At 70.6% G+C, this 21,144-nt stretch carries 17 protein-coding genes and 2 pseudogenes; 8 read left to right on the top strand and 11 right to left on the bottom strand.

What is annotated here, in order from left to right; all coding sequences use genetic code 11:
• Window positions 1-15: 15 nt before the first annotated feature.
• Genes ACYQ1L_RS08500 through ACYQ1L_RS08490 form a run of 3 tightly spaced genes read right to left on the bottom strand, consistent with a single transcriptional unit; the run spans window position 16 to window position 3,521 of the window.
• The gene (locus ACYQ1L_RS08500; protein WP_460003758.1) at window positions 16-954 is read right to left on the bottom strand and encodes an arginase family protein; all 939 of its coding nucleotides are present in this window, start codon (window positions 952-954) and stop codon (window positions 16-18) included.
• Between the two features lie 12 nt (window positions 955-966).
• A complete protein-coding gene (locus ACYQ1L_RS08495; protein ID WP_460003757.1) occupies window positions 967-1,443 on the bottom strand; it encodes a GNAT family N-acetyltransferase in 477 nt (158 codons plus the stop codon).
• On the bottom strand, window positions 1,443-3,521 hold the full coding sequence (locus ACYQ1L_RS08490; RefSeq protein ID WP_460003756.1) for a DNA gyrase/topoisomerase IV subunit B: 2,079 nt from the start codon (window positions 3,519-3,521) through the stop codon (window positions 1,443-1,445). The genes ACYQ1L_RS08495 and ACYQ1L_RS08490 overlap by 1 nt, the downstream gene beginning before the upstream one ends.
• A gap of 183 nt (window positions 3,522-3,704) precedes the next feature.
• Here ACYQ1L_RS08490 and ACYQ1L_RS08485 point away from each other — a divergent pair, with 183 nt between their 5' ends.
• Complete coding sequence (locus tag ACYQ1L_RS08485; protein WP_460003755.1) at window positions 3,705-3,917, top strand: DUF7455 domain-containing protein; 213 nt, start codon at window positions 3,705-3,707, stop codon at window positions 3,915-3,917.
• Window positions 3,918-4,062: 145 nt separating this feature from the next.
• Here ACYQ1L_RS08485 and ACYQ1L_RS08480 read toward each other — a convergent pair whose 3' ends face one another.
• Together ACYQ1L_RS08480 and ACYQ1L_RS08475 are read right to left on the bottom strand one after the other, a co-directional pair.
• Window positions 4,063-5,112 (bottom strand): alanine racemase, encoded by a 1,050-nt coding sequence (locus ACYQ1L_RS08480; protein WP_460003754.1) that lies wholly within the window; start codon window positions 5,110-5,112, stop codon window positions 4,063-4,065.
• The gene (locus tag ACYQ1L_RS08475) at window positions 5,100-5,783 is read right to left on the bottom strand and encodes an alanine racemase C-terminal domain-containing protein (protein WP_460003753.1); all 684 of its coding nucleotides are present in this window, start codon (window positions 5,781-5,783) and stop codon (window positions 5,100-5,102) included. Before ACYQ1L_RS08475 ends, ACYQ1L_RS08480 begins: the two co-directional genes overlap by 13 nt.
• 154 nt (window positions 5,784-5,937) lie before the next feature.
• On the opposite strand from ACYQ1L_RS08475, the gene ACYQ1L_RS08470 reads away from it, so the two are divergent.
• Window positions 5,938-6,960 (top strand): sugar-transfer associated ATP-grasp domain-containing protein, encoded by a 1,023-nt coding sequence (locus tag ACYQ1L_RS08470; RefSeq protein WP_460003752.1) that lies wholly within the window; start codon window positions 5,938-5,940, stop codon window positions 6,958-6,960.
• Between the two features lie 61 nt (window positions 6,961-7,021).
• On the opposite strand, the gene ACYQ1L_RS08465 is transcribed toward ACYQ1L_RS08470, so the two are convergent.
• The 3 genes from ACYQ1L_RS08465 to ACYQ1L_RS08455 all read right to left on the bottom strand — a co-directional run bounded on the left by ACYQ1L_RS08465 (window position 7,022) and on the right by ACYQ1L_RS08455 (window position 10,119).
• A complete protein-coding gene (locus ACYQ1L_RS08465) occupies window positions 7,022-7,726 on the bottom strand; it encodes a coenzyme F420-0:L-glutamate ligase (protein ID WP_460003751.1) in 705 nt (234 codons plus the stop codon).
• Window positions 7,723-9,066: an RNA polymerase sigma factor gene (locus tag ACYQ1L_RS08460; RefSeq protein ID WP_460003750.1), complete on the bottom strand. Its 1,344-nt coding sequence runs from the start codon at window positions 9,064-9,066 to the stop codon at window positions 7,723-7,725. Before ACYQ1L_RS08460 ends, ACYQ1L_RS08465 begins: the two co-directional genes overlap by 4 nt.
• A gap of 120 nt (window positions 9,067-9,186) precedes the next feature.
• On the bottom strand, window positions 9,187-10,119 hold the full coding sequence (locus tag ACYQ1L_RS08455; protein ID WP_460003749.1) for a proteasome assembly chaperone family protein: 933 nt from the start codon (window positions 10,117-10,119) through the stop codon (window positions 9,187-9,189).
• Window positions 10,120-10,229: 110 nt separating this feature from the next.
• Here ACYQ1L_RS08455 and ACYQ1L_RS08450 point away from each other — a divergent pair, with 110 nt between their 5' ends.
• The 3 genes from ACYQ1L_RS08450 (at window position 10,230) to sucB (ending at window position 14,855) form a co-directional block, all read left to right on the top strand.
• Window positions 10,230-11,708, top strand: a complete 1,479-nt coding sequence (locus ACYQ1L_RS08450) for a leucyl aminopeptidase (protein WP_460003748.1) — start codon at window positions 10,230-10,232, stop codon at window positions 11,706-11,708.
• A complete protein-coding gene (lpdA, locus tag ACYQ1L_RS08445) occupies window positions 11,705-13,078 on the top strand; it encodes a dihydrolipoyl dehydrogenase (RefSeq protein WP_460003747.1) in 1,374 nt (457 codons plus the stop codon). The genes ACYQ1L_RS08450 and lpdA overlap by 4 nt, the downstream gene beginning before the upstream one ends.
• 97 nt (window positions 13,079-13,175) lie before the next feature.
• On the top strand, window positions 13,176-14,855 hold the full coding sequence (gene sucB, locus ACYQ1L_RS08440) for a 2-oxoglutarate dehydrogenase, E2 component, dihydrolipoamide succinyltransferase (protein ID WP_460003746.1): 1,680 nt from the start codon (window positions 13,176-13,178) through the stop codon (window positions 14,853-14,855).
• Between the two features lie 11 nt (window positions 14,856-14,866).
• Here sucB and ACYQ1L_RS08435 read toward each other — a convergent pair whose 3' ends face one another.
• Window positions 14,867-16,378, bottom strand: a complete 1,512-nt coding sequence (locus tag ACYQ1L_RS08435) for a hypothetical protein (RefSeq protein ID WP_460003745.1) — start codon at window positions 16,376-16,378, stop codon at window positions 14,867-14,869.
• Between the two features lie 155 nt (window positions 16,379-16,533).
• On the opposite strand from ACYQ1L_RS08435, the gene ACYQ1L_RS08430 reads away from it, so the two are divergent.
• Entirely contained in the window at window positions 16,534-17,244 is a 711-nt protein-coding gene (locus ACYQ1L_RS08430) for a DUF4191 domain-containing protein (RefSeq protein ID WP_460003744.1), read from the top strand.
• A 73-nt stretch (window positions 17,245-17,317) separates the two neighbouring features.
• On the opposite strand, the gene ACYQ1L_RS08425 is transcribed toward ACYQ1L_RS08430, so the two are convergent.
• Window positions 17,318-18,511: a RimK family alpha-L-glutamate ligase gene (locus ACYQ1L_RS08425; protein ID WP_460003743.1), complete on the bottom strand. Its 1,194-nt coding sequence runs from the start codon at window positions 18,509-18,511 to the stop codon at window positions 17,318-17,320.
• A 17-nt stretch (window positions 18,512-18,528) separates the two neighbouring features.
• On the opposite strand from ACYQ1L_RS08425, the gene ACYQ1L_RS08420 reads away from it, so the two are divergent.
• Window positions 18,529-19,020 (top strand): ATP-dependent zinc protease family protein, encoded by a 492-nt coding sequence (locus ACYQ1L_RS08420; RefSeq protein WP_460003742.1) that lies wholly within the window; start codon window positions 18,529-18,531, stop codon window positions 19,018-19,020.
• 7 nt (window positions 19,021-19,027) lie between these two features.
• Here ACYQ1L_RS08420 and ACYQ1L_RS08415 read toward each other — a convergent pair.
• A pseudogene (locus ACYQ1L_RS08415) lies at window positions 19,028-19,458 on the bottom strand (RDD family protein).
• A 157-nt stretch (window positions 19,459-19,615) separates the two neighbouring features.
• On the opposite strand from ACYQ1L_RS08415, the pseudogene glnA reads away from it, so the two are divergent.
• Window positions 19,616-21,041, top strand: a pseudogene (glnA, locus tag ACYQ1L_RS08410) (type I glutamate--ammonia ligase).
• Window positions 21,042-21,144 lie beyond the last annotated feature (103 nt).

Raw genomic sequence — 21,144 nt, 5'->3', positions numbered from 1 at the left:
GCGCGGGGCCGTCGCTCACTGCGCGCCCGGTGCGGCCGCGGTCCCCTCTGCACCGAGCGCCGTGCCGAGCTCGCCGAGCCCCTCGGCGACGATCGCGGCCACCGTGCGGGCGTGCACGCCGTCCGGGTCCAGGTCGGGATCGAACACGGTCACCGAGGCGCCCCACGCGTGGGGCGCGAGAGCGGCGAGCAGTGCGACGAGCTCCTCCGGGGCGAGGCCTCCCGGGTCGGGGCTGTCCACCGCCGGCATGTGCACGGGATCCAGCACGTCGACGTCGACCTGGATCCAGTAGCCGCTGTCGAGGCCGTCTAACGCGCGGACCCGGTTCGCCGCCCTGGTGCCGCCGTGCAGGATGACCTCGTCGGCGGGCACGACGAGGCCGATCGTGCGACGCAGCTCGTCCAAATGGGGATCGGCGTAGCGGCACCCGATGTGCGCGGTGCGCGCGGGGTCGAAGTACGGCGACAGTCCGTCGATGTCGCTGAGCGCGGGCAGATGCATCCCCACCGCCGCCGCGAGGTCCTCCCCCGCCACGCTCGCGACGCCGTCGCTGTTGCCCGGGTGGCGGAAGTCCGTGTGCCCGTCGATGTGCACGAGGCCACCGCCGCCGGTCACGCGGGACGCCAGCCCCGCTGCGATCGCCAGGCTGCAGTCGCCGCCCAGGACGAGGGGCGCTTGGCCCGGCTCGCGGATCTCGAACAGGCGATGCGCCAGCCGGCGGGCGTGGTCGATGATCGCCGCCTGATTGCGCACGGTCCCCGCAGGCCGGCGTCCATCGTCGTCCACATAGCGGCCGGGAAGCACGGCACCCCCGTCGACGGCGCCTCGGGCGAAGAGGAGGCGGTGCAGTCCGGCTTCGCGGAGCGCCTCGGGAGCCTTGGCGGTCCCCGGCACGCCGCCGCGCACGGGCGGCCGGAGTCCGAGGTTCGTGGGGGCGGAGACGACGGCGACCATCACCTCAGTCTGTCAAGCCACGGATCCCACCGGGTCCGACCCGCCCAGGACCCGGCGCATCCACACGTCGACGCCGTCCTCGTGCTCGGCGACGAAGCCGTGCCGCTCGTACAGCCGCTGCGCCGCGGATCCGACGAGCACCTGCAGCCTGAGCTCGCGCTCCGGCGGTGTCTCCGCCAGCACCGCACGGAGCACGGCCGTCCCGATGCCCCTGCCCTGGTGCGCGGCCTCGAGGTAGAACATCTCCAGCCAGAGCGCGTCCTCGTCCGGCCGCAGGGTGATCGTTCCCGCGACCGCGCCGTCGACGACGATCATACGGGTGTGCGCCGTCGAGAAGTGCTCGACCACGCGCGCCCGGGAGCGCGCCGGATCCCAACCGACCAGCCGCTCCAGGTCCTGCCGCAGCACCCGCTCCTTGAGCCCGGCGACGAGATCGACGTCCGCCGGCACGGCGGCCCGCATCCAGACGTCGTCGGACACCGCCTGCATCAGGCGTCGATGGCCTCGCGGGCGAGCCGGTCCGAGGAGTCGATGATGAACTCGCGGCGCGGCGCGACCTCGTTGCCCATGAGCAGCTCGAACACGCGGCCCGCGGCCTCGGCGTCCTCCATGCGCACCCGGCGCAGCAGACGGCCGGACCGGTCCATCGTGGTCGACGCCAGCTGCTCCGCATCCATCTCGCCGAGACCCTTGTAGCGCTGGATCGGCTCGTGCCAGCGCTTGTTCTGCTTGCGCAGCTTCGCCAGCAGCGAGTGCAACTCCGCCTCGCTGTAGGTGTAGATCGTCTCGTTCGGCTTGGATCCCGGGTTGATCACGATCACGCGGTGCAGCGGCGGGACGGCGGCGAACACGCGGCCGTCCTCGATCAGGGGGCGCATGTAGCGATAGAAGAGGGTGAGCAGCAGCGTGCGGATGTGCGCACCGTCGACGTCGGCGTCGCTCATCAGGATGATCTTGCCGTAGCGCGCCGTGGACAGATCGAAGGAACGACCGGATCCAGCGCCGATCACCTGGATGATCGAGGCGCATTCGGCGTTCGACAGCATGTCGCTGACGGAGGCCTTCTGCACGTTCAGGATCTTGCCGCGGATCGGCAGCAGCGCCTGGTACTCGCTCGTGCGGGCGTGCTTCGCCGTGCCGAGCGCGGAGTCGCCCTCGACGATGAACAGCTCCGTCTGCGACACGTCCGTGGAGCGACAGTCGACGAGCTTCGCCGGCAGCGACGACGACTCCAGCGCGTTCTTGCGGCGCTGCGTCTCCTTGTGGGCGCGTGCCGAGACGCGCGCCTTCATCTCGGCGACGATCTTGTCCAGCAGCATGGACGCCTGGTTCTTGTCGTCGCGCTTGGTCGACGAGAACCGCTCGCCCAGCGCCTTGCGGACCACCTGGGCCACGATCGTCCGTACCGCCGGAGTGCCGAGGACCTCCTTGGTCTGCCCCTCGAACTGAGGCTCGGGGACGTTGACCGTGAGCACCGCGGTGAGGCCGGCGAGCACGTCGTCCTTCTCGAGCTTGTCGTTCCCGACCTTCAGACGCCGTGCGTTCTGCTCGACCTGGGCGCGCAGCACCTTGAGCAGCTCCTGCTCGAAGCCCTGCTGATGGGTGCCGCCCTTGGGCGTCGCGATGATGTTCACGAACGACCGGATGGTCGTGTCGTAGCCGGTGCCCCAGCGCAGCGCGATGTCGACGGCGCAGAGCCGTTCGACCTCGGTGGCCAGCATGTGACCGTCGGGCTGCAGCACCGGGACGGTCTCCTTGAACGTCCCCTCGCCCTGCACCCGCCAGGTGTCGGTGACCGGGGCGTCGGTCGCGAGATACTCGACGAACTCGGAGATCCCTCCCTCGTAGTGGTACGAGGTCTCGTTCTTCTCCTCCGCACGCTCGTCGTGGACGACGAGCTCGAGGCCTGGCACGAGGAACGCGGTCTGCCGGGCGCGGGTCTCGAGGTCGGCGAGCTGGAACGTCGCGTCCTTGGTGAAGATCTGCCGGTCCGCCCAGTAGCGGATCCGCGTGCCGGTCGCGCCGCGCGCGGCCTTGCCGATCACGCGCAGTTCGCTCTTCTCCTGGAACGGGGTGAACGGCGCATCCGGGCGCTTCTCGCCGTCGTCGGCGAACAGCCCGGGCTCTCCGCGGTGGAACGACATCGCGTACACCTTGCCGCCGCGGTCGACCTCCACGTCGAGCCGCTCGGAGAGCGCGTTGACGACCGAGGCGCCGACGCCGTGCAGACCGCCGGAGGCGGCGTACGAGCCGCCGCCGAACTTGCCGCCCGCGTGCAGCTTGGTGAAGACCACCTCGACACCCGTGAGTCCCGTGCGGGGTTCCACGTCCACGGGGATGCCGCGTCCGCGGTCATGCACCTCGACGCTGCCGTCGGCGTGCAGGATGATGTCGATCTTGCTGCCGTTGCCGGCCACGGCCTCGTCGACGGCGTTGTCGATGATCTCCCACAGGCAGTGCATCAGGCCTGGCGAGCCGTTCGAGCCGATGTACATCCCGGGACGCTTGCGGACCGCTTCGAGCCCCTCGAGGACCTGGAGATGGTGGGCGGAGTACTCGGCTGTCACAATCCCCCATCGTATCGAGCAGACGCGGCCCGGTTCCGGCGACACTCCTGGCGGGAGCCGCCTTGCCGCCCGCCGCGTACGCTCCGAGCGAAACACGCCGCCTCACGGGCATTACTCCCAGGTCTGCGTGGTTGTATTGAGGACACCTCACAGCGGCACCCGAATCACCAAGGAGGCATCGAGATGAACGCGACGACCGAACGGGATACCAACGTCATCCCCCGCCTCACGGCGATGGACCGATGCGACGCGTGCGGAGCTCAGGCCTACATCGCCGCAGAGGTCAACGGGCACGAACTCCTCTACTGCGCCCACCACGGACGCAAGTACGAGGAGAAGCTGCGGGCCGTGGCCACCAGCTGGCACGACGAGACCTCGCGCCTCAACGAGTCCTGACGCCCCGACGGTCGATGGCGCGCAGCCGCCGACCGTCCCCCTGACAGAAGCGCCCGGTGTCCTCCGACACCGGGCGTTCTTCGTCCCCCGCGTTCTCCGTCACCGTCCGTCACCGGGAGCAGAGCGGACAGCGGCGAGTGCGGCGTCAGCGGTACTCGCGGCGCACGGAGGGCGTGAGCCGGCAGAGGATCTCCTCGCCGACGGTGCCGATCGCCTCGGCGAGCGTGGTGGGCGTCTCCTCGCCGCATCGGCCGCGCCCGAACACGACGACCTCTTCGCCGACGGCTGCCCCGTCCCACGCGGCGACCCGGATCTCGTCCGGGCCGATGGACCGCAGCGGTCGGGCACCGGCCGGCGTGCCGACCCGGATCCGCCCCGCGAGAGTGCTGGGGAGCCCGTCGAACGATCCGATCCCGGCGACGACCTCATCCCCCTCGACCTGCCGCACACCGGCGATGAGTTCCGCGGCGGGGGCGATGCCGGGAAGATCCGGGCCGTCGGCGGAGCGCACGCCGAAGCAGAACGCCCCCACGCGCACGAGCGTGCCGCGCAGCTCCGGACGCGCCCAGGTGGCCGCCGACGCCGTCAGGTGCTGATGGGGAAGCTCCGCGCCGAGCTCCTCGGCACGCGCCACCGCCGCCAGGAAGTGCGCCTGCGCGGCGTCGTCCTCGGCGTCGCTGGCCTCGGCGAGATGGCTCCACGCGCCGACCAGGTCGATGATCCCCCGGCGCTGTGCGTCGAGCGCGATGCGGACGCCGTCCTCCCATTCGGCGGCGATCAGACCGTTGCGGTGCAGGCCCGTGTCGATCTTGAGGTGGACGCGCGCGCGGAAGCCGGTGGCGTCCGCCTGCACGATCACGCGCTCGAGGTAGTCGAGGCTCCCCACGCCCAGATCGACGTGCGCGTGCAGCGCCGCCGCGACCTCGTCGTCGGTCGACGTCGCCCAGGCGAACAACCGGGGTTCCGTTCCGATCGCCGCGCGCAGCTGCACCGCGGTGGGGATGTCGTAACTGCCGATCCAGCGGACGCCTGCGTCGACCGCGATCCGTGCGGCCCAGTCCGCGCCGAGCCCGTAGCCGTCGTCCTTGACCACCATCATCAGCTCGGCGGGCGTCACCCGCGCGACCACCGCGGCGATGTTCGCCCGCAGCACGGCCTCGTCCGCCCGCAGCACCGGGCCCGTCATGCCACCCATGCGCGCTCCGTCCGCTGTCCGACCACGGCGACCAGCTCGCCCACGGTCATGCCGGTGATGCGCGCCCACTCCGCGAGCCCTGCGGCGAGCGGCCCCGTGCCGCCGAAGTAGGTGGCCTCAGCGCCCGGGTCCACGTCGGCGTCGCCGATGTCCGCGACGCACACGTCCATCGCGATCCGCCCGACGATCGGGTGCATCAGGCCGTCGATCTCCACCGAGGCCCTGCTTCCCAGCGCCCGGACGATCCCCTGCGCGTAGCCGCCGGTGACGAGCGCGAGCCGCGAATCCACCGGGGCGCGGTGGATGTAGCCGTAGGACACGCCGGATCCCGCGGCGATGGGCTTGGTCGAGAGCACGCGCCCGACGACGTGCATGCCCGGCTCGCCCGGCAGCACGCCCTCGGCATCCGGCAAGCCGTACAGGAGCCGCGGATCCAGATCCGGCTGATCCTCGTACGTCGCGGCGATACCCTGCGCGACGAGCAGCGCGACCTGCGCCGCGCCGTCCACACGCATGGCGCGCGCGCCGGCCTCTGCGGCGATCCGGGCGGTCTCCACCAGGCCGTGGCCCCAAGCGTCGCGGCGCAGATCGGCGACACCCGGTCCCCCGGCGGCGACGGCCCTCGCGGCCCCGGAGGCGAGGGCCGAGCGCGAGACCAGTGCTCGCAGCATCGCGCTCCGCGTTTCGGGGACAGAAGGCAGCGCGCTCACCGTCCCAGCCTAGTAGCGCCGCAGCCGCACGCCCGGCGGCGGACGCCCGTCCCGGGGCTCTCGGAGCATCGCCGCCTAGAATGGACCGGTCCCGCATCCTCGACCCGGAGTACGCATGCCCTCGAACGGCCTCGGCCTCAAGTCCCGTCTCGGCTACCTCGCCGAGCGCGCCCGCCGCATCAACATCGGTTCGGTGATCGAGCGCGCCAAGGAGGCCTCGGCCCAGCACGGCAAGGCCGTCCCCGCCGTCGTGGTGGACATGCTCTGGTCGGCCGGACGGCACAACGTCGGCTTCCAGGACTACATCGACTACGACTTCGCGATCCTGAACCGCGCCGAGCGCGCGACGTACATGACGCACCCGGTGTCGAACCAGATCTCCGAGCGGTACGCGCACCCCGACTTCCGGCACCTCTTCCACGACAAGATCGAGTTCGACGAGAAGTTCAGCGAGTTCCTCCGTCGCGAGTGGATGGTCGTGAAGCCCGGCAACGCTGAAGAGCTCCGCGACTTCGTGCAGCGTCAGGGCACGGTCATCGTGAAGACCCCGATGGGCCAGGCCGGATCCGGCGTGTTCCGCTACCACGCCGCCGACATCGAGGACTGGAACGCCTTCCACGCCGAGCTGCTCGGCCAGGGCCGCCTGCTGGTGGAGGAGGTCATCCGCCAGCATCCCGACCTCGCGGCCGTCTGTCCCGGCACTGTCAACACGACCCGGGTGACCGCCTTCTTCGACGGCGAGAAGACGCACATCCTCGCGATGGCGCAGAAGTTCGGCCGCGGCGAGGTCAGCGACCAGATGTCGTTCGGCGGCTTCTACACCATGCTCGACGACGACGGCCACGCCGTCAGCGCGGGCTACGACTCGCACGGGCACGTGCACGAGCTGCACCCCGACTCCGGCTTCCGCATCGCCGACTTCCAGCTGCCGATGATCGACGAGGTCAAGGCGTTCGTCGACCAGGTGGCGCGGGTCGTGCCGCAGGTGCAGTACGTCGGCTGGGACATCGTCGTCGGCCCCGACGGCCCCGTGCTCGTCGAGGGCAACTGGGGTGCCGGCGTCTACGAGAACAAGCCGAGCGTCTCCGGCATCCGCACCGGCCACAAGCCGCGCTACCAGGCCGCGATCAAGTTCTGAGCAGACGAAGAAGGCCGCCCCGTCGCGATGACAGGGCGGCCTTCTTCATGAATCGGCGGGGTCACGCCGGTCGGATGATGCCCATCGGCGTGGACTCGGTGCCCTGACCGAGCGGGTTGTCCTTCAGGATCGCGACGAGGCGCTTCTCGGCCGCCTTGTCGAGCGTGGATCCGAGGATGTTGCCGCCGAGGTCGTTGATGTCGACGACGGCCACATCGCACACGCCGCCGAGCACCTGCTGCATCTCGTGCGCGACCTCGCGCGGCCGTGCCGGGCCCAGCACCACGGAGCGGTCGTACGGGGGCATCGTGCCCTCGGTCGGCCCGTCGATCGCGCGCGCCTTCTCCCCGGCGATCCGGTAGAAGTCGCCGCGGCGGCCGAACGCCTTGGTCACGGCGGACACGGCGGCGGCGAGCAGGATCCGCGGGGTCCCGCACTCGCGCAGCGCCATCTCCATGGTCTCGGGCATGCCGAGGCCGATGCCGTACGGCGTGCGGGTCACGTACTTCGACAGGAAGTGCGCCAGCTTCCGAGGGTGGATCTCCTCGAGCAGGAACGAGCGTCCCTGCGTGATCCCGACGATCTTCTCGGTGATGAAGAGCAGGTCGCCCTTCGTCACCTCGCCGGCGGCGTACTCGGAGACGATGTCGGCGAGCACGTCACCCGGCATGACGACCTTCGTGCGAATCGGGATCCGCAGCCAGCGCGTGCCCTCGACCGAGATGTCGAGGTTCTTGCCGTCGTTCGGCTTCGGCTCCGCGCTCACTCGAGGTAGTCCCGCAGCGACTGCGAGCGGCTCGGGTGACGCAGCTTCGCCATGGTCTTCGACTCGATCTGGCGGATCCGCTCACGGGTCACGCCGAACGTGTCGCCGATCTGGTCCAGCGTCTTGGGCTGACCGTCGCCGAGGCCGAAGCGCATGCGGATCACGCCCGCCTCGCGCTCGGACAGGGAGTCGAGCAGCTGCTCGAGCTGGCGCTGCAGCATCGTGAAGCCGACCGCGTCCGCGGGGACCACGGCCTCCGTGTCCTCGATGAGGTCGCCGAACTCGCTGTCGCCGTCCTCGCCGAGCGGGGTGTGCAGGGAGATCGGCTCGCGGCCGTACTTCTGCACCTCGATGACCTTCTCGGGGGTCATGTCGAGCTCGCGGCTCAGCTCCTCGGGCGTGGGCTCGCGGCCCAGGTCCTGCAGCATCTGGCGCTGCACACGGGCGAGCTTGTTGATGACCTCGACCATGTGCACGGGGATGCGGATGGTGCGGGCCTGGTCGGCCATGGCGCGGGTGATCGCCTGGCGGATCCACCACGTCGCGTACGTCGAGAACTTGAAGCCCTTGGTGTAGTCGAACTTCTCCACCGCGCGGATGAGGCCGAGGTTGCCCTCCTGGATGAGGTCCAGGAACTGCATGCCGCGACCGGTGTAGCGCTTGGCGAGGGAGACCACGAGACGCAGGTTGGCGCCGAGCAGGTGGCTCTTCGCGCGCTGGCCGTCGCGGGCGACCCACTGCAGGTCGAGGCCCAGCTGGCTGGCCTTCTCGGCGGCCGACATGGTCGACAGCTTCTCCTCGGCGAACAGACCGGCCTCGATCCGCATCGCGAGCTCGACCTCTTCGGCCGCGTTCAGCAGCGCGACCTTTCCGATCTGCTTCAGGTAGTCCTTGACCGGATCGGCGGTGGCGCCGGTGATCTGGGTCGAGTAGACGGGGACGTCGTCCTCATCGGTCGAGCTGATCCGGATCGCGCCGGTGGGCAGCGGCTCGGTGAACGCGGGCTTCGCGCCCTCCTCGTCGTCGCCGTCGTCGGTCAGGTCGACGGGCGCCTCGTCGGGCGCGGCCTCCTCGACGGCGTCCTTCTTCGCCTTGGTCGACTTCTTCGCGGCCGGCTTCTTCGCCGCCGCCTTGGTCGCGGCAGCCTGCCCCGCGGCGTCGGCGGCGGCAGCCGCGACCTCCTCGGGCTCGACGGCCTCGGTCTTCGTGCGGGTGTTCTTCTTCGTGGCAGTCGTCACGTCTCGCCTCTCAACGGAGCGCTGCGCGGGCGCCCTGTGTTCATTCAGCCTTGCGGCTTGATCGGCCTGCGCCCTTTCGGGCACTAGTAAGACCCTTGTCAAGTCCCCGACGGTGCGGAGGGTCTTGACAACGGGTCGTCAGATAAGTATCGCACACTCTGCCGTGGACAAGGCCGGATCCGGCGATCGGCGTCGATCCTCTCGGGATCCTCCCGGGTCGGCTCAGATCCGGCCGTTCTTGTCCTCGTCGCCGGGGCGCGACGCCAGGAACCTCTCGAGTTCGGCGGCGAGCTCGTCGGCACTCGGCAGCGAGCGCTCATCGAACTCCGCGGGGCCCTCGTCGTCGAAGTCGAGACCGGCCATGTAGGCGTCGTACCGGTGCTCCAGGGTGCTGACCATCTGGCCGAGCTCCTCGTTGTCGCGCACCTGCTCGTCCACCCGCTCCAGGTACGAGACGCTCTTCTCACGCAGGTCGTCGGTGAGCAGCACCAGACCGGTGGCCGCCATGATCTTCTCCGCCGCCGTCAGCACGGCGTCGGGGTACTCGGTGTCGGCGAGGTAGTGCGGCACCAGCAGCACGAAGCTCGCGACGCTGCGCTCGGCGCGCACGAACCGGTGCTCGAGGAGGTGACCTGCCGTGCCGGGCACCTGGGTGCGCGGACGCCACACCGAATGCGCGGCGATGAGCTCGGCGCGGTTGCCGCTGACCGTCACGCCGATCGGGCGCGTGTGCGGCACCGGCATCGCGATCGCGTGCACCCAGGTGACGGTGGACACCTCGTACTCCGCGGCGAAGTCCAGCACGACCTCCGCGAACGCGTTCCACGCGAAGTCCGGCTCGTACCCCGCCAGCAGCAGGAACGGGCGGCCCAGCGCGTCGTGCGCCAGCGACAGCTCGAGGCGGGCCGGCTTCAGGTCGGCGATGTGATCCTGATCGAAGGTCAGCACCGGGCGCCGGGCGCGGTAGTCCAGCAGCGCGTCGTTGTCGAAGACGAGCACCGGTTCCGGAGCCGTGGTCTCGCCGAGGTGCTCGATGAGACCGGACACGGCGGATCCCGCGTCGGTGAAGCCGGTCAGCAGGATGACCAGAGGCAGGCCGGACGGCACGCCGCCGGGGCGGGCGACGCGTTCGTGGATCTCACCGGAGAGGGGCATGACTCCATGCTACGAGCCGCTCCGGGCCACGGATCCGCAGAGCGCTGAGAGCGAACACGCGTGCGCCGCATCCGCTCCTGGCTGGACGGTCCGAACCTAGGATGGACGCCATGACGTCACCTGCGCTCGAGCTCTCCACAGGCGCTCCGGCGGACGCGAACGCAGATGCGGTCGTGCTCGTCGTCGCCGGTCTCACGGACACCCCGGAAGACCTGTCCCCCTTCTCCTCCACGCACGCGGCGCTGACCGCGGTCGGCTTCACCGGCAAGGCGGGCGCGTACGCGCGGATCCCCGCCGCCGAGATCGCAGACGTCCCGGTCGCGGTGGTGAGCGCCGGTTCCGCGCCGGATGCGAACAGCGTCCGCGAGGCCGCCGGCACGGCACTGCGCACGCTGACCGGGTTCGATCGGGTCTCCGTCCTGCTGAGCGACGCCGTCGCGGGCTTCGCCACCGCCGCCGCCGAGGGTGCGCTGCTCGGCGGCTACCGCTTCGACGACTACCGCTCCGGCGAGCAGCAGAAGCGCGCGGGCACCGTCGTGCTGCACGCCGACCTCTCCGCGGAGGATGCCACGCACGCGACCGCCCTTGCGGAAGCCGTCGCGCTCACCCGCGATCTCGTGACCACGCCGGCCGAGTGGCTGGGCCCCGCGGATCTCGCCGCGCGCGCCGTCGACGCCGTCGACGGTCTCGACGTCACCGTCGAGGTGCTGGATGAGGCGGCGCTCGCCGCCGGCGGATTCGGCGGCATCCTCGGTGTCGGCCAGGGGTCCGCGCGGCCGCCGCGCCTCGTCCATCTCGACTACTCCCCCGAGGGCGCCGTCGGGCACATCGCCCTCGTCGGCAAGGGCATCACGTTCGACACCGGCGGCCTCTCCCTCAAGCCTCCGGCCAGCATGGTCGGCATGAAGACCGACATGGCCGGCGCCGCCAGTATCCTGGCCGCGACCAGGGCGATCGCCGCAATCGGTCTGCCGATCCGAGTCAGCGCCTGGCTCTGCATCGCCGACAACATGCCCTCGGGCACGGCGATCCGGCCCGGCGACGTGCTGCGGTTCGCCGACGGCCAGACCGTGGAGGTGCTCAACACCGACGCCGAGGGCCGGCTGGTGCTCGCTGACGGCCTGGTCGCCGCGAGCCGCGAGCATCCCGATGTGATCCTCGACGTGGCGACGCTCACGGGCGCGATCATCGTCGCGCTCGGAATGCGCCACACCGGCGTCTTCGGCGACGACGACACGGTGCAGGAGGTGCTGGCCGCGGCAGCCGCCACCGGCGAGGCCGCGTGGCCGATGCCCCTCCCCGACCACATGGAGGAGGAGCTCAAGTCGCCGATCGCCGACCTCGTGAACGCAAAGATCGGCGACACGGCCGGCGGCGCGCTGTTCGCCGGTCTCTTCCTGCGACGCATGGTCGGGCGCACCTCGGACGACGAGGACGCCCCGCGCATCCCCTGGGCGCATCTGGACATCGCCGGATCCTCCGAGCACAAGGGCGCCCCATACGGCTTCACCGACAAAGGCGCGACCGGCGCCATCGTCCGCACGCTGATCGCCTTCGCCGAGGGCCGCGCGAAGGGGGTCCGCGCATGACCGCGCACAGCTTCGACGTCGTGATCCTCGGCGGCGGCAGCGGCGGCTACGCGGCCGCCCTCCGCTCGGCGGAGCTCGGCAAGTCCGTCGCGCTGATCGAGAAGGACAAGGTCGGTGGCACCTGCCTGCACCGCGGCTGCATCCCGACCAAGGCGCTGCTGCACTCCGCGGAGATCGCCGAGAGCGTCCGCGACGCCGCGAAGTACGGCGTCGGCGCCTCGTTCGACGGCATCGACCCGTCGGGTGTCCGGGCGTACCGCGAGGGCATCGTCGCGAAGAAGTACAAGGGGCTCGAAGGCCTCATCAAGGCCCGCGGCATCACCGTCGTCTCCGGCGAGGGAGCGCTGCGTCCCGACCGCTCCGTCGCCGTCGGCGACGACGTCTACACCGGCACCGACGTGATCCTGGCGACCGGCTCCTACAGCCGGAGCCTGCCGGGGCTCGAGATCGGCGGACGGATCATCACCAGCGAGCAGGCGCTCGCGCTCGAAGAAGTGCCGCAGCGTGTCGTCATCCTCGGCGGCGGGGTGATCGGCGTCGAGTTCGCGAGCGTGTGGCGCTCCTTCGGCGCCGAGGTCACCATCGTCGAGGCGCTCGACCACCTCGCCCCGAACGAGGACATCGCCCTCAGCAAGGGCCTGGAGCGCGCCTTCCGCCGTCGCGGCATCGCGTATTCGCTCGGTGTGCGGTTCGCGAGCGCGACCCAGACGGCCGACGCCGTCACGGTCACCCTCGAGAACGGCACCAACTACGAAGCCGACTACCTGCTGGTGGCGGTCGGCCGGGGCCCCGCTACGGCGGGCCTCGGTTTCGAGGAGGCGGGCGTGCAGCTGGATCGCGGATTCGTGCTGACGGATCCGGAGCTGCGCACGAACGTGGAGCACGTGTGGGCGGTGGGCGACATCGTCCCCGGTCTCCAGCTCGCCCACCGCGGATTCCTACAGGGCATCGCGGTCGCCGAGCGCATCGCCGGACTCACGCCGGCGGTCGTTCCGGACGCACAGGTGCCGCGCGTGACCTACTGCAGCCCGGAGGTGGCGTCCGTGGGCGTCACCGAGGCCGCGGCCATCGATGAGCACGGAGCCGAGCGAGTCGTGTCCTACGAGTACAACCTCGCGGCCAACGGCAAGAGCGAGATCATCGGCACCGGAGGACTTGTGAAGGTCGTCCGGCTCAAGGACGGTCCCGTGCTCGGCGTGCATCTGCTCGGCGACAGGGTCGGCGAGCTCATCACCGAGGGCCAGCTCGCGGTGAGCTGGGAGGCGCATCCCGAGGACATCGCGCCGCTGATCCATGCGCACCCGACGCAGAGCGAGGCCCTCGGCGAGGCCTTCCTCGCACTGTCCGGCAAGCCTCTTCACGCGATGTGAAACTTTTCTTGCGCATCGTGGAAATCAAAACTGGGCTGAACACCAGGTTGCCCACTAAGCTGAACACCATCACGAACTTCCCTAAGGAGACTCCGTCATGAGCACACCTGTGGTCCTTCCCGCCCTCGGCGAGAGCGTCACCGAGGGCACTGTGACCCGTTGGCTCAAGCAGGTCGGCGACACCGTCCAGGCCGACGAGGGCCTGCTCGAGATCTCGACCGACAAGGTCGACACCGAGATCCCCTCGCCGGTCAGCGGCGTGGTCGAGGAGATCCTCGTCGCCGAGGACGACACAGTCGAGATCGGCGCGGTCCTCGCCCGCATCGGCGACGGCTCGGGCGCGTCCGCCCCGTCGGCGCCCGCCGAGGAGGCCGCAGCGCCTGCCGCCGAGGCACCCGCGGCGGAGGCCCCCGCTGCCGAGCAGCCGGCGCCCGCCCCGCAGGCTGCCCCGGCTGCATCTTCCGACGCGACCGACGTGCGCCTGCCCGAGCTGGGCGAGAGCGTCACCGAGGGCACCGTCACCCGCTGGCTGAAGCAGGTCGGAGACGAGGTCGCGGTCGACGAGCCTCTGCTGGAGATCTCCACGGACAAGGTGGACACCGAGATCCCCTCGCCCGTCGCCGGCACCCTGCAGGAGATCCTCGCCGCCGAGGACGACACGATCGCCGTCGGCGCCGTGCTCGCGCGCATCGGCAGCGGTGCACCGGCTGCCGCCCCGGCCGCACCCGAGGCGCCTGCACCGGCCCCGGCGCCCGCGCCGGAGGCTCCCGCCGCTGCCCCCGCACCTGCGCCTGCCCCGGCTCCCGCCGCCGCTGCTCCGGCACCGGCCGCTGCTCCGGCACCGGCTCCGGCCGCCGCCGACGCCGGATCCGACTCGCTGTACGTCACGCCGCTCGTGCGCCGCCTCGCCGCAGAGAAGGGCGTCGACCTGGCGTCCGTCACCGGCACCGGCGTCGGCGGACGCATCCGCAAGGAGGACGTGCTGAACGCTGCGGCCGCTCCGGCGGCCCCCGCTGCCGGAGCGGCCGCCGCCGCCGCTCCGAAGGAGCGCGTGATCTCGCCGCTGCGCGGCACCACGCAGCCGATGTCGCGTCTGCGCAAGGTGCTCGCCGAGCGCGCCGTCGCATCGATGCAGCAGACCGCGCAGCTCACCACCGTGGTCGAGGTCGACGTCACCAAGCTCGCCGCGTACCGCGACGAGGTCAAGGTCTCGTTCCAGCAGAAGACCGGCGACAAGCTGTCGTTCCTGCCGTTCTTCGCCCTGGCCGCGGCCGAGGCGCTGCAGGAGTTCCCGATCGTCAACGCCACGGTCGACGGCACGGACATCGTCTACCCCGCCTCGGAGAACATCTCCATCGCGGTGGACACCGAGCGCGGCCTGCTCACCCCGGTGCTGCGCGACGCGGGTTCGAAGAACATCGCCCAGATCGCTCACGAGATCGCCGACCTCGCGGCACGCACCCGTGACAACAAGCTGAAGCCGGACGAGCTCGCGGGCGGGACGTTCACGCTGACCAACACCGGTTCGCGCGGCGCCCTGTTCGACACCCCTGTGGTGTTCCTGCCGCAGTCGGCGATCCTCGGCACCGGCGTGGTCGTGAAGCGCCCCGGCGTGGTCACGGTCGACGGCCAGCAGGCCATCTCGATCCGCTCGTACGTCTACCTCGCGCTGTCGTACGATCACCGCACCATCGACGGCGCCGACGCGGCCCGCTTCCTGTCGTCGGTGAAGGCGCGCCTCGAGGCTGCGGACTTCGCCGCGCAGCTCGGGGCCTGATCCGCACGGATTCACGGGGCTCCGGCCCCCTCGGATGGCGGGTCTGCGATGTCATACACATCGCGGATCCGCCATTCGGCGTCTCGGCGGATGATCACGACCATCTGAGCCCGAGGTCCGGAACCGCTGCGCAGCGCGGCGACGTCGCCGTAATCCTCGATCAAGACGGCGGGCGTGTCGCGGTCGAGCAGCTCCTTGGCTGCCGCACGGCCACCGTCCCAGATGTCGCCGCAGGCCGGAACGGGTGCGGCACGGCAACGGAGTGCGGCGGCGATCAGCTCCTCTCCGGCGCGGGCCGGGTCCTGCTCGGAGGACGGGCCGGGATTCCGGGCGGCCTCCGCGGCGGTGGGGCCAGGGGTGGCCGGCGCCGCGGCAGGCGGGGGCACGACTGCGCCGGCGGACGCGGTCGTCGCCGGGGCGGACGACGATGCCGCTGCGGGCCGAGGTTTCGCATCGCGGTCGACGGCATCCGCGCTCCCGGCACCCGTCGGCCAGAGCGCGCCGCCGACGGCGATCACCGTCGCGGCGGCCACCGCGACGACCGCCGGGCCGGCCCAGCGCCGCCGACCACCGCGCGCCGGCGTCTCCCCCGATCGGACAGAGGACGATCGCCCCGCCAGCCCGGCGAGCCGCGCGACCGCGGCGTCCCGCGCCGCGCTGGCCGCCTGACCCAGCCCGGTCAGACGCCAGACCGAGGCGCTCCCGATGCTCGCCGGGCCGCCCTTCTTCGACCGCCTGCGTCGTCCGGTCGCCGCGGCGACGGCCCTCAGGTCGCGGCGTCGCAGCGCCTGCTCGCGCCGCGACGACATCGGCCCGTCGATGACGGTCGCGGGCTCCACGTCCTCGTCCTCGCGCAGACGCAACGGCCGCGGAGCCGCGACCTCCAGGAGCTCGTCCTCCCATCGCGCCGCCTCGGCCCGGAGCCGACGCGGGTCGTCCAGCGCATCCGCGAGACGCAGCAGCAGGCGTCGCAGCGCACGATCCTCGACGCGGCTCTCCAGCTCGTGCAGCAGCTGCTGCGCGCTCGCGCACGCGGTGTCGTCGCCGGTGGGCGACGCCGGGACCGCGAACACGGGGCGCCCCTCGTCGGTCAGCCACCATCGACCTCGCAGCTCGTCGCCCTCGGCCGGGTCCCCCGCGCGGGACGAGCCTGCGTCGACGCCCTCCGGGGCGAGCTCTCGCACGCCGCGCAGCATGCTGACCGCGAGGGTGACGACCTCCCCGCGCGCCATGCCCTCGGGCCCGCCGCCGGCGGCGAGATGGGCGCCGACGGTGCGCACGCACCACGGCAGCAGCACGTCATGCCCATCCGCGCCCAGCGCGAGGTCGAGCGGGGCGGCGACGTGCTCGCAGCCGGCGAACGCCCAGCCGGCCCAACCGCGCAGCGCGGCCACCGGAACCCGGACGGCCACCGCATCGCCGCGCGAGACCAGCTCGCCCGGGAACGGGCCCTCGCCGTCCGACAGCACGCGGATCGTGCGGTGCGCGCCCGCGACGGCGATGCTCCTGCTGCGTTCGGTCATGACCCCATCCCAGTCCTGCCGGACGCGCCGCGGGCCCCGGCATCCGCGACCCGTGCACAATCACGGAATCCGCCGAGCTGTGCAGGGAGAGCTGTTCGCCCAGCGCGTCGACTCCGACGCCATCACGGGCCCGCGGAATCGGTAGGCTGGAAGGCATGGCAAAAAGTCCTTCCGCGACGGAGAAGCAGCCCGGATTCTTCTCCCAGCTGCGCTCGCTCTTCGGCTTCACCCGGGAGATCTACCCGTGGTTGCCCTGGGCGCAGATCGCGATCCTCGTCGCCGGCGCCCTCATCGGTGTGATCGTCGGATACCTCATCCCGCCGTTCCAGATCTGGAGCGTCGTGCTCTGGGGCATCACAGGCCTGCTCGCCGGCGTGCTCGGCGCGATGTTCCTGATGACCCGTCTGTCGACCACGGCGATGTACCGGAAGATCGACGGCATGCCGGGCGCCGCCGGGCACGTGCTCAGCACGGCGCTGGGACGCAACTGGCAGGGATCCGAGATCCCCGTCGGCGTGAACCCCAAGACGCAGGATGCGGTCTACCGCGCGATCGGCCGCGGCGGCATCGTGGTGGTCGCCGAAGGCGCCCGAGGCCGGCTCACCCGCCTCGTCAAGGACGAGAAGACCAAGGCGCTGCGTGTGGCGCAGGGCGTGCCCGTGACCGTCCTCTACGTCGGGCACGGCGAGGAGGACGTCTCCATCGACAAGCTCGCCACGACGATCAAGAAGCTCCCGAAGGCCATCGACAACGCCACGATGGCCGCCGTGATCAAGCGCATGGAGTCGGTGTCGCAGTCGGTCGCCTCCCTGCCGATCCCGAAGGGCATCGACCCGCTCAAGGCACGCGCTCCGCGCCCGCGCTGAGCCTCGACGCTCGAAGCGCCCGGCCTCCGCTTCCGAGGGTGCCGGGCGCTTCGTCGTCCCGGGAGGATGCCGGTCAGTTGACGTCGGTCAGGTGCTCCTTCGGGAGCTTGCGCACCTTCGCCCTGCGCCGGCGACGCTCCGGGATCATCGAGCGCATCTCGTCGAGCTTGCCGAAGCAGAGCAGGCGGTCCTCATCCTCGAGCACCACGTGCTTGCGGGGATTGGGGATCACGGTCACACCGCGGTGCAGCGTGAGCACCGTGATGTCCCTGTCCCACAGTCCCAGCTCGCCGAGCTGCTTGCCGACCTGCTCGGCCCCCGCGTGGATGACGAGCTCGGCCACGCCGTACCCCGTCGACACGCTGAGCCGCTGGCGCACGTCGATCTCGGGGAAGTTCACCTGGTTCGCGATGAAGTCGATGATCGCGCCGGCGACGTCGAGACCGGTGGCGGCCTCGATGCCCTGCAGGCCCGGCGAGGAGTTCACCTCCATGACGAGAGGACCGTCCTCCCCCTCGAGCATGTCGACGCCCGCGACGCGCAGGCCCATGATCTGCGCCGCACGCACGGCGGTCTGCTCGTAGACCGGGTCGAGGTGCACGGCCTCGACCGTCCCGCCGCGGTGCACGTTGGAGCGGAACTCGTCGCCGTTCGCGACGCGGCGCATCGCGGCCACGACCCGGTCCCCCACCACGAGGGCGCGGATGTCACGGCCACGGCTCTCCGCGATGAACTTCTGGATCAGCACGTTCTGCTTGGTGGAGTGCAGGGTCTCGATGATCGCCTCGGCGACCTTCACCTGCGGGGCGAGGATCACGCCGATCCCCTGAGTGCCCTCGAGCAGTTTGATGACCACCGGCGCTCCCCCGACCCGCTCGATCGCCGGACGCACGTCGGCGCGGTTGCGGACGAAGGCGGTCGGCGGCATGGCGATGTTGTGCCGGGAGAGGATCTGGTTCGCCCGCAGCTTGTCGCGCGCGCTCGAGATCCCGTTCGCGGTGTTCGGCGTGTAGACATCCATCTGCTCGAACTGGCGCACCACGGCGGTGCCGAAGTAGGTGATCGAGTTGCCGATGCGCGGCAGGATCGCGTCGTAGTCGCTCAGCCGGCGGCCGCGGTAGTGCAGATCCGGCTCCTCCGAGGTGAGGTCGATCGCGAACCGCAGCGTGTTCAGCACCTTGACCTGGTGGCCGCGCTGCGTCGCGGCGGCACGGAGGCGCTGGGTCGAGTACGACTGCGGGGCGCGCGAGAGCACGGCGAGCTTCACGGTGATTTCCTGCCAGGATGTGTGGTGTGGACGAACCTACTCATTCAAGCACCCTTATCGGGTGGCGGGAGTGGGTGTCCCTCCCCGACGTCGGGATCCCCTGGATCAAGGCCAAGATCGACACCGGGGCGCGCAGCTCCTCACTGCACGCCCAGCACATCCGGGAGTTCGACAGGGACGGAGCGCCGTGGGTGCGCTTCGACGTGCGCCCGTGGCAGGGCGCGCACGAGCTCATCCCCGTGGAGCTGCCGGTGTTCGACCGCCGCGACGTGCGCTCGTCCTCCGGGCACGCGCAGAGCCGCCTGGTGGTGCTGCTCGACCTCGTGCTCGTCGGCCGTCGGGTCACGGCGGAGGTGACCCTGAGCAACCGCAGCGAGATGGGCTTCCGCATGCTCATCGGCCGGGAGGCCTTGCGGCAGGGCTTCTCCATCGACCCTGCGCGCTCGTTCCTGGGCGGCAAGGCCCCGAAGAGCTTCCGCCGCCTCAACCGCGGCCACGCAGCGGTCTGACGCGGGCTCAGGAGCGGATCAGCACGGTGCCGACGGCCTTGTCGTGCAGGCCGCGATGATCCGCGTCGAAGATGACCGCCGGGATGACGAGGATCAGCAGAACGTGTGCGCACGGACGGGCCGCCACAACCCCACCCAGCCGCCGCTCATCATGGCCAGGCGCAGTCCCACGATGCGGTGCCCCGGGCTGCCGCCGATGGTCGGGATGAACACGATCTGCAGCACGGCGAAGACGATCATCGGGGCGAACTGGGTCAGCCCCGCCTCCTTCGGCAGGTCGAACTGCCGGAAGCCGAAGAACGCCGTCGCGATGATCGTCGCCGCGGCGTAGTCGATCACGAGAGCCGCCACCCGCCGGCCCAGGCGTCCGATGCTGCCGGACCCGGTCCTGGGCAGGCCGAGTCGTTCGCCGGGATAGCTCTGCGCGGTGTCGGGCATCCCTCCAGCCTAGGCGAGCCGCACAGTGCGCATCCGACAGCGGGCGGACCTCCGACGCGTAACACGCCGGAAACATTCCAGACATGATCGCGTCATCCCCCGCCCGTAACCTGCTTGCAGGTCACTCGACCGCACCCGTTCCTCCAGGAGTTGATGCATGTTCACCACCCCCGCCGACGTGCTCGCGTACATCCGCGACAACGACGTCAAGTTCCTCGACATCCGCTTCACCCGACCTGCCGGGCGTGCAGCAGCACTTCAACATCCCGGCATCGACGGTCGACGAGGACTTCTTCGTCAACGGTCAGCTCTTCGACGGCTCGTCGATCCGCGGGTTCGCGTCGATCCACGAGTCCGACATGCAGCTCATCCCGGACGTGACCACGGCCTACCTGGACCCGTTCCGCGAGGCGAGCACCCTCATCATGGTGTTCGACATCTACAACCCCCGCACCGGCGAGATCTACCCGAAGGACCCCCGCCAGGTCGCAAAGAACGCGGAGAAGTACCTCGCGTCGACCGGCATCGCCGACACCGCCTACTTCGCCCCTGAGGCCGAGTTCTACATCTTCGACGACGTCCGCTACTCGGTCACCGCCGGGGAGAGCTTCTACAAGGTCGACTCCGAGGAGGCCGCGTGGAACACCGGCCGTGAGGAAGAGGGCGGCAACCTCGCCAACAAGACGCCGTACAAGGGCGGGTACTTCCCGGTCTCCCCCGTGGACAAGACGGCCGACCTGCGCGACGACATCACTCTCAAGCTCATCGAGGCGGGCCTCGTGCTCGAGCGCTCGCACCACGAGGTCGGCACCGCCGGTCAGCAGGAGATCAACTACCGCTTCGACACCATGGTGCACGCGGCGGACGACATCCTGAAGTTCAAGTACATCGTCAAGAACACCGCGGAGCTGTGGGGCAAGACCGCCACGTTCATGCCGAAGCCGCTGTTCGGCGACAACGGATCCGGCATGCACACCCACCAGTCGCTGTGGAACGACGGCAAGCCGCTGTTCTACGACGAGCAGGGCTACGGCGGTCTCAGCGACATCGCCCGCTGGTACATCGGCGGCATCCTCAAGCACGCTCCGGCGGTGCTCGCCTTCACCAACCCGACGCTGAACAGCTACCACCGCCTGGTCAAGGGCTTCGAGGCGCCGGTCAACCTGGTCTACTCGGCGGGCAACCGCTCCGCGGCCATCCGCATCCCGATCACCGGCTCCAACCCGAAGGCCAAGCGCATCGAGTTCCGCGCCCCGGACGCCTCCGGCAACCCGTATCTCGCCTTCGCCGCGCAGCTGATGGCCGGCCTGGACGGCATCAAGAACCGCATCGAGCCGCACGAGCCGATCGACAAGGACCTCTACGAGCTCCCGCCGGAGGAGGCCAAGGGCATCCCGCAGGTGCCGAACTCCCTGCTGGACTCGCTGGAGGCCCTCCGCGCCGACCACGACTTCCTCCTCGAGGGCGGCGTGTTCACGGAAGAGCTCATCCAGACATGGATCGACTACAAGTACGAGAAGGAGATCCTGCCGATGGCGCAGCGTCCGCACCCGTACGAGTACGAGCTGTACTTCGGGGTCTGATTCCGGGAGGCCCTCAGAGCCACACTTCCGGTCTCTGAGCCCAGCAATTTACTGAGCCCCAGGCGGCAGTTGCCGTCTGGGGCTCAGTGTACCTCTGGACGTT

It is taken from the genome of Microbacterium xylanilyticum, from assembly GCF_054654695.1.
This window is presented reverse-complemented; position numbering and strand designations above follow the sequence as displayed.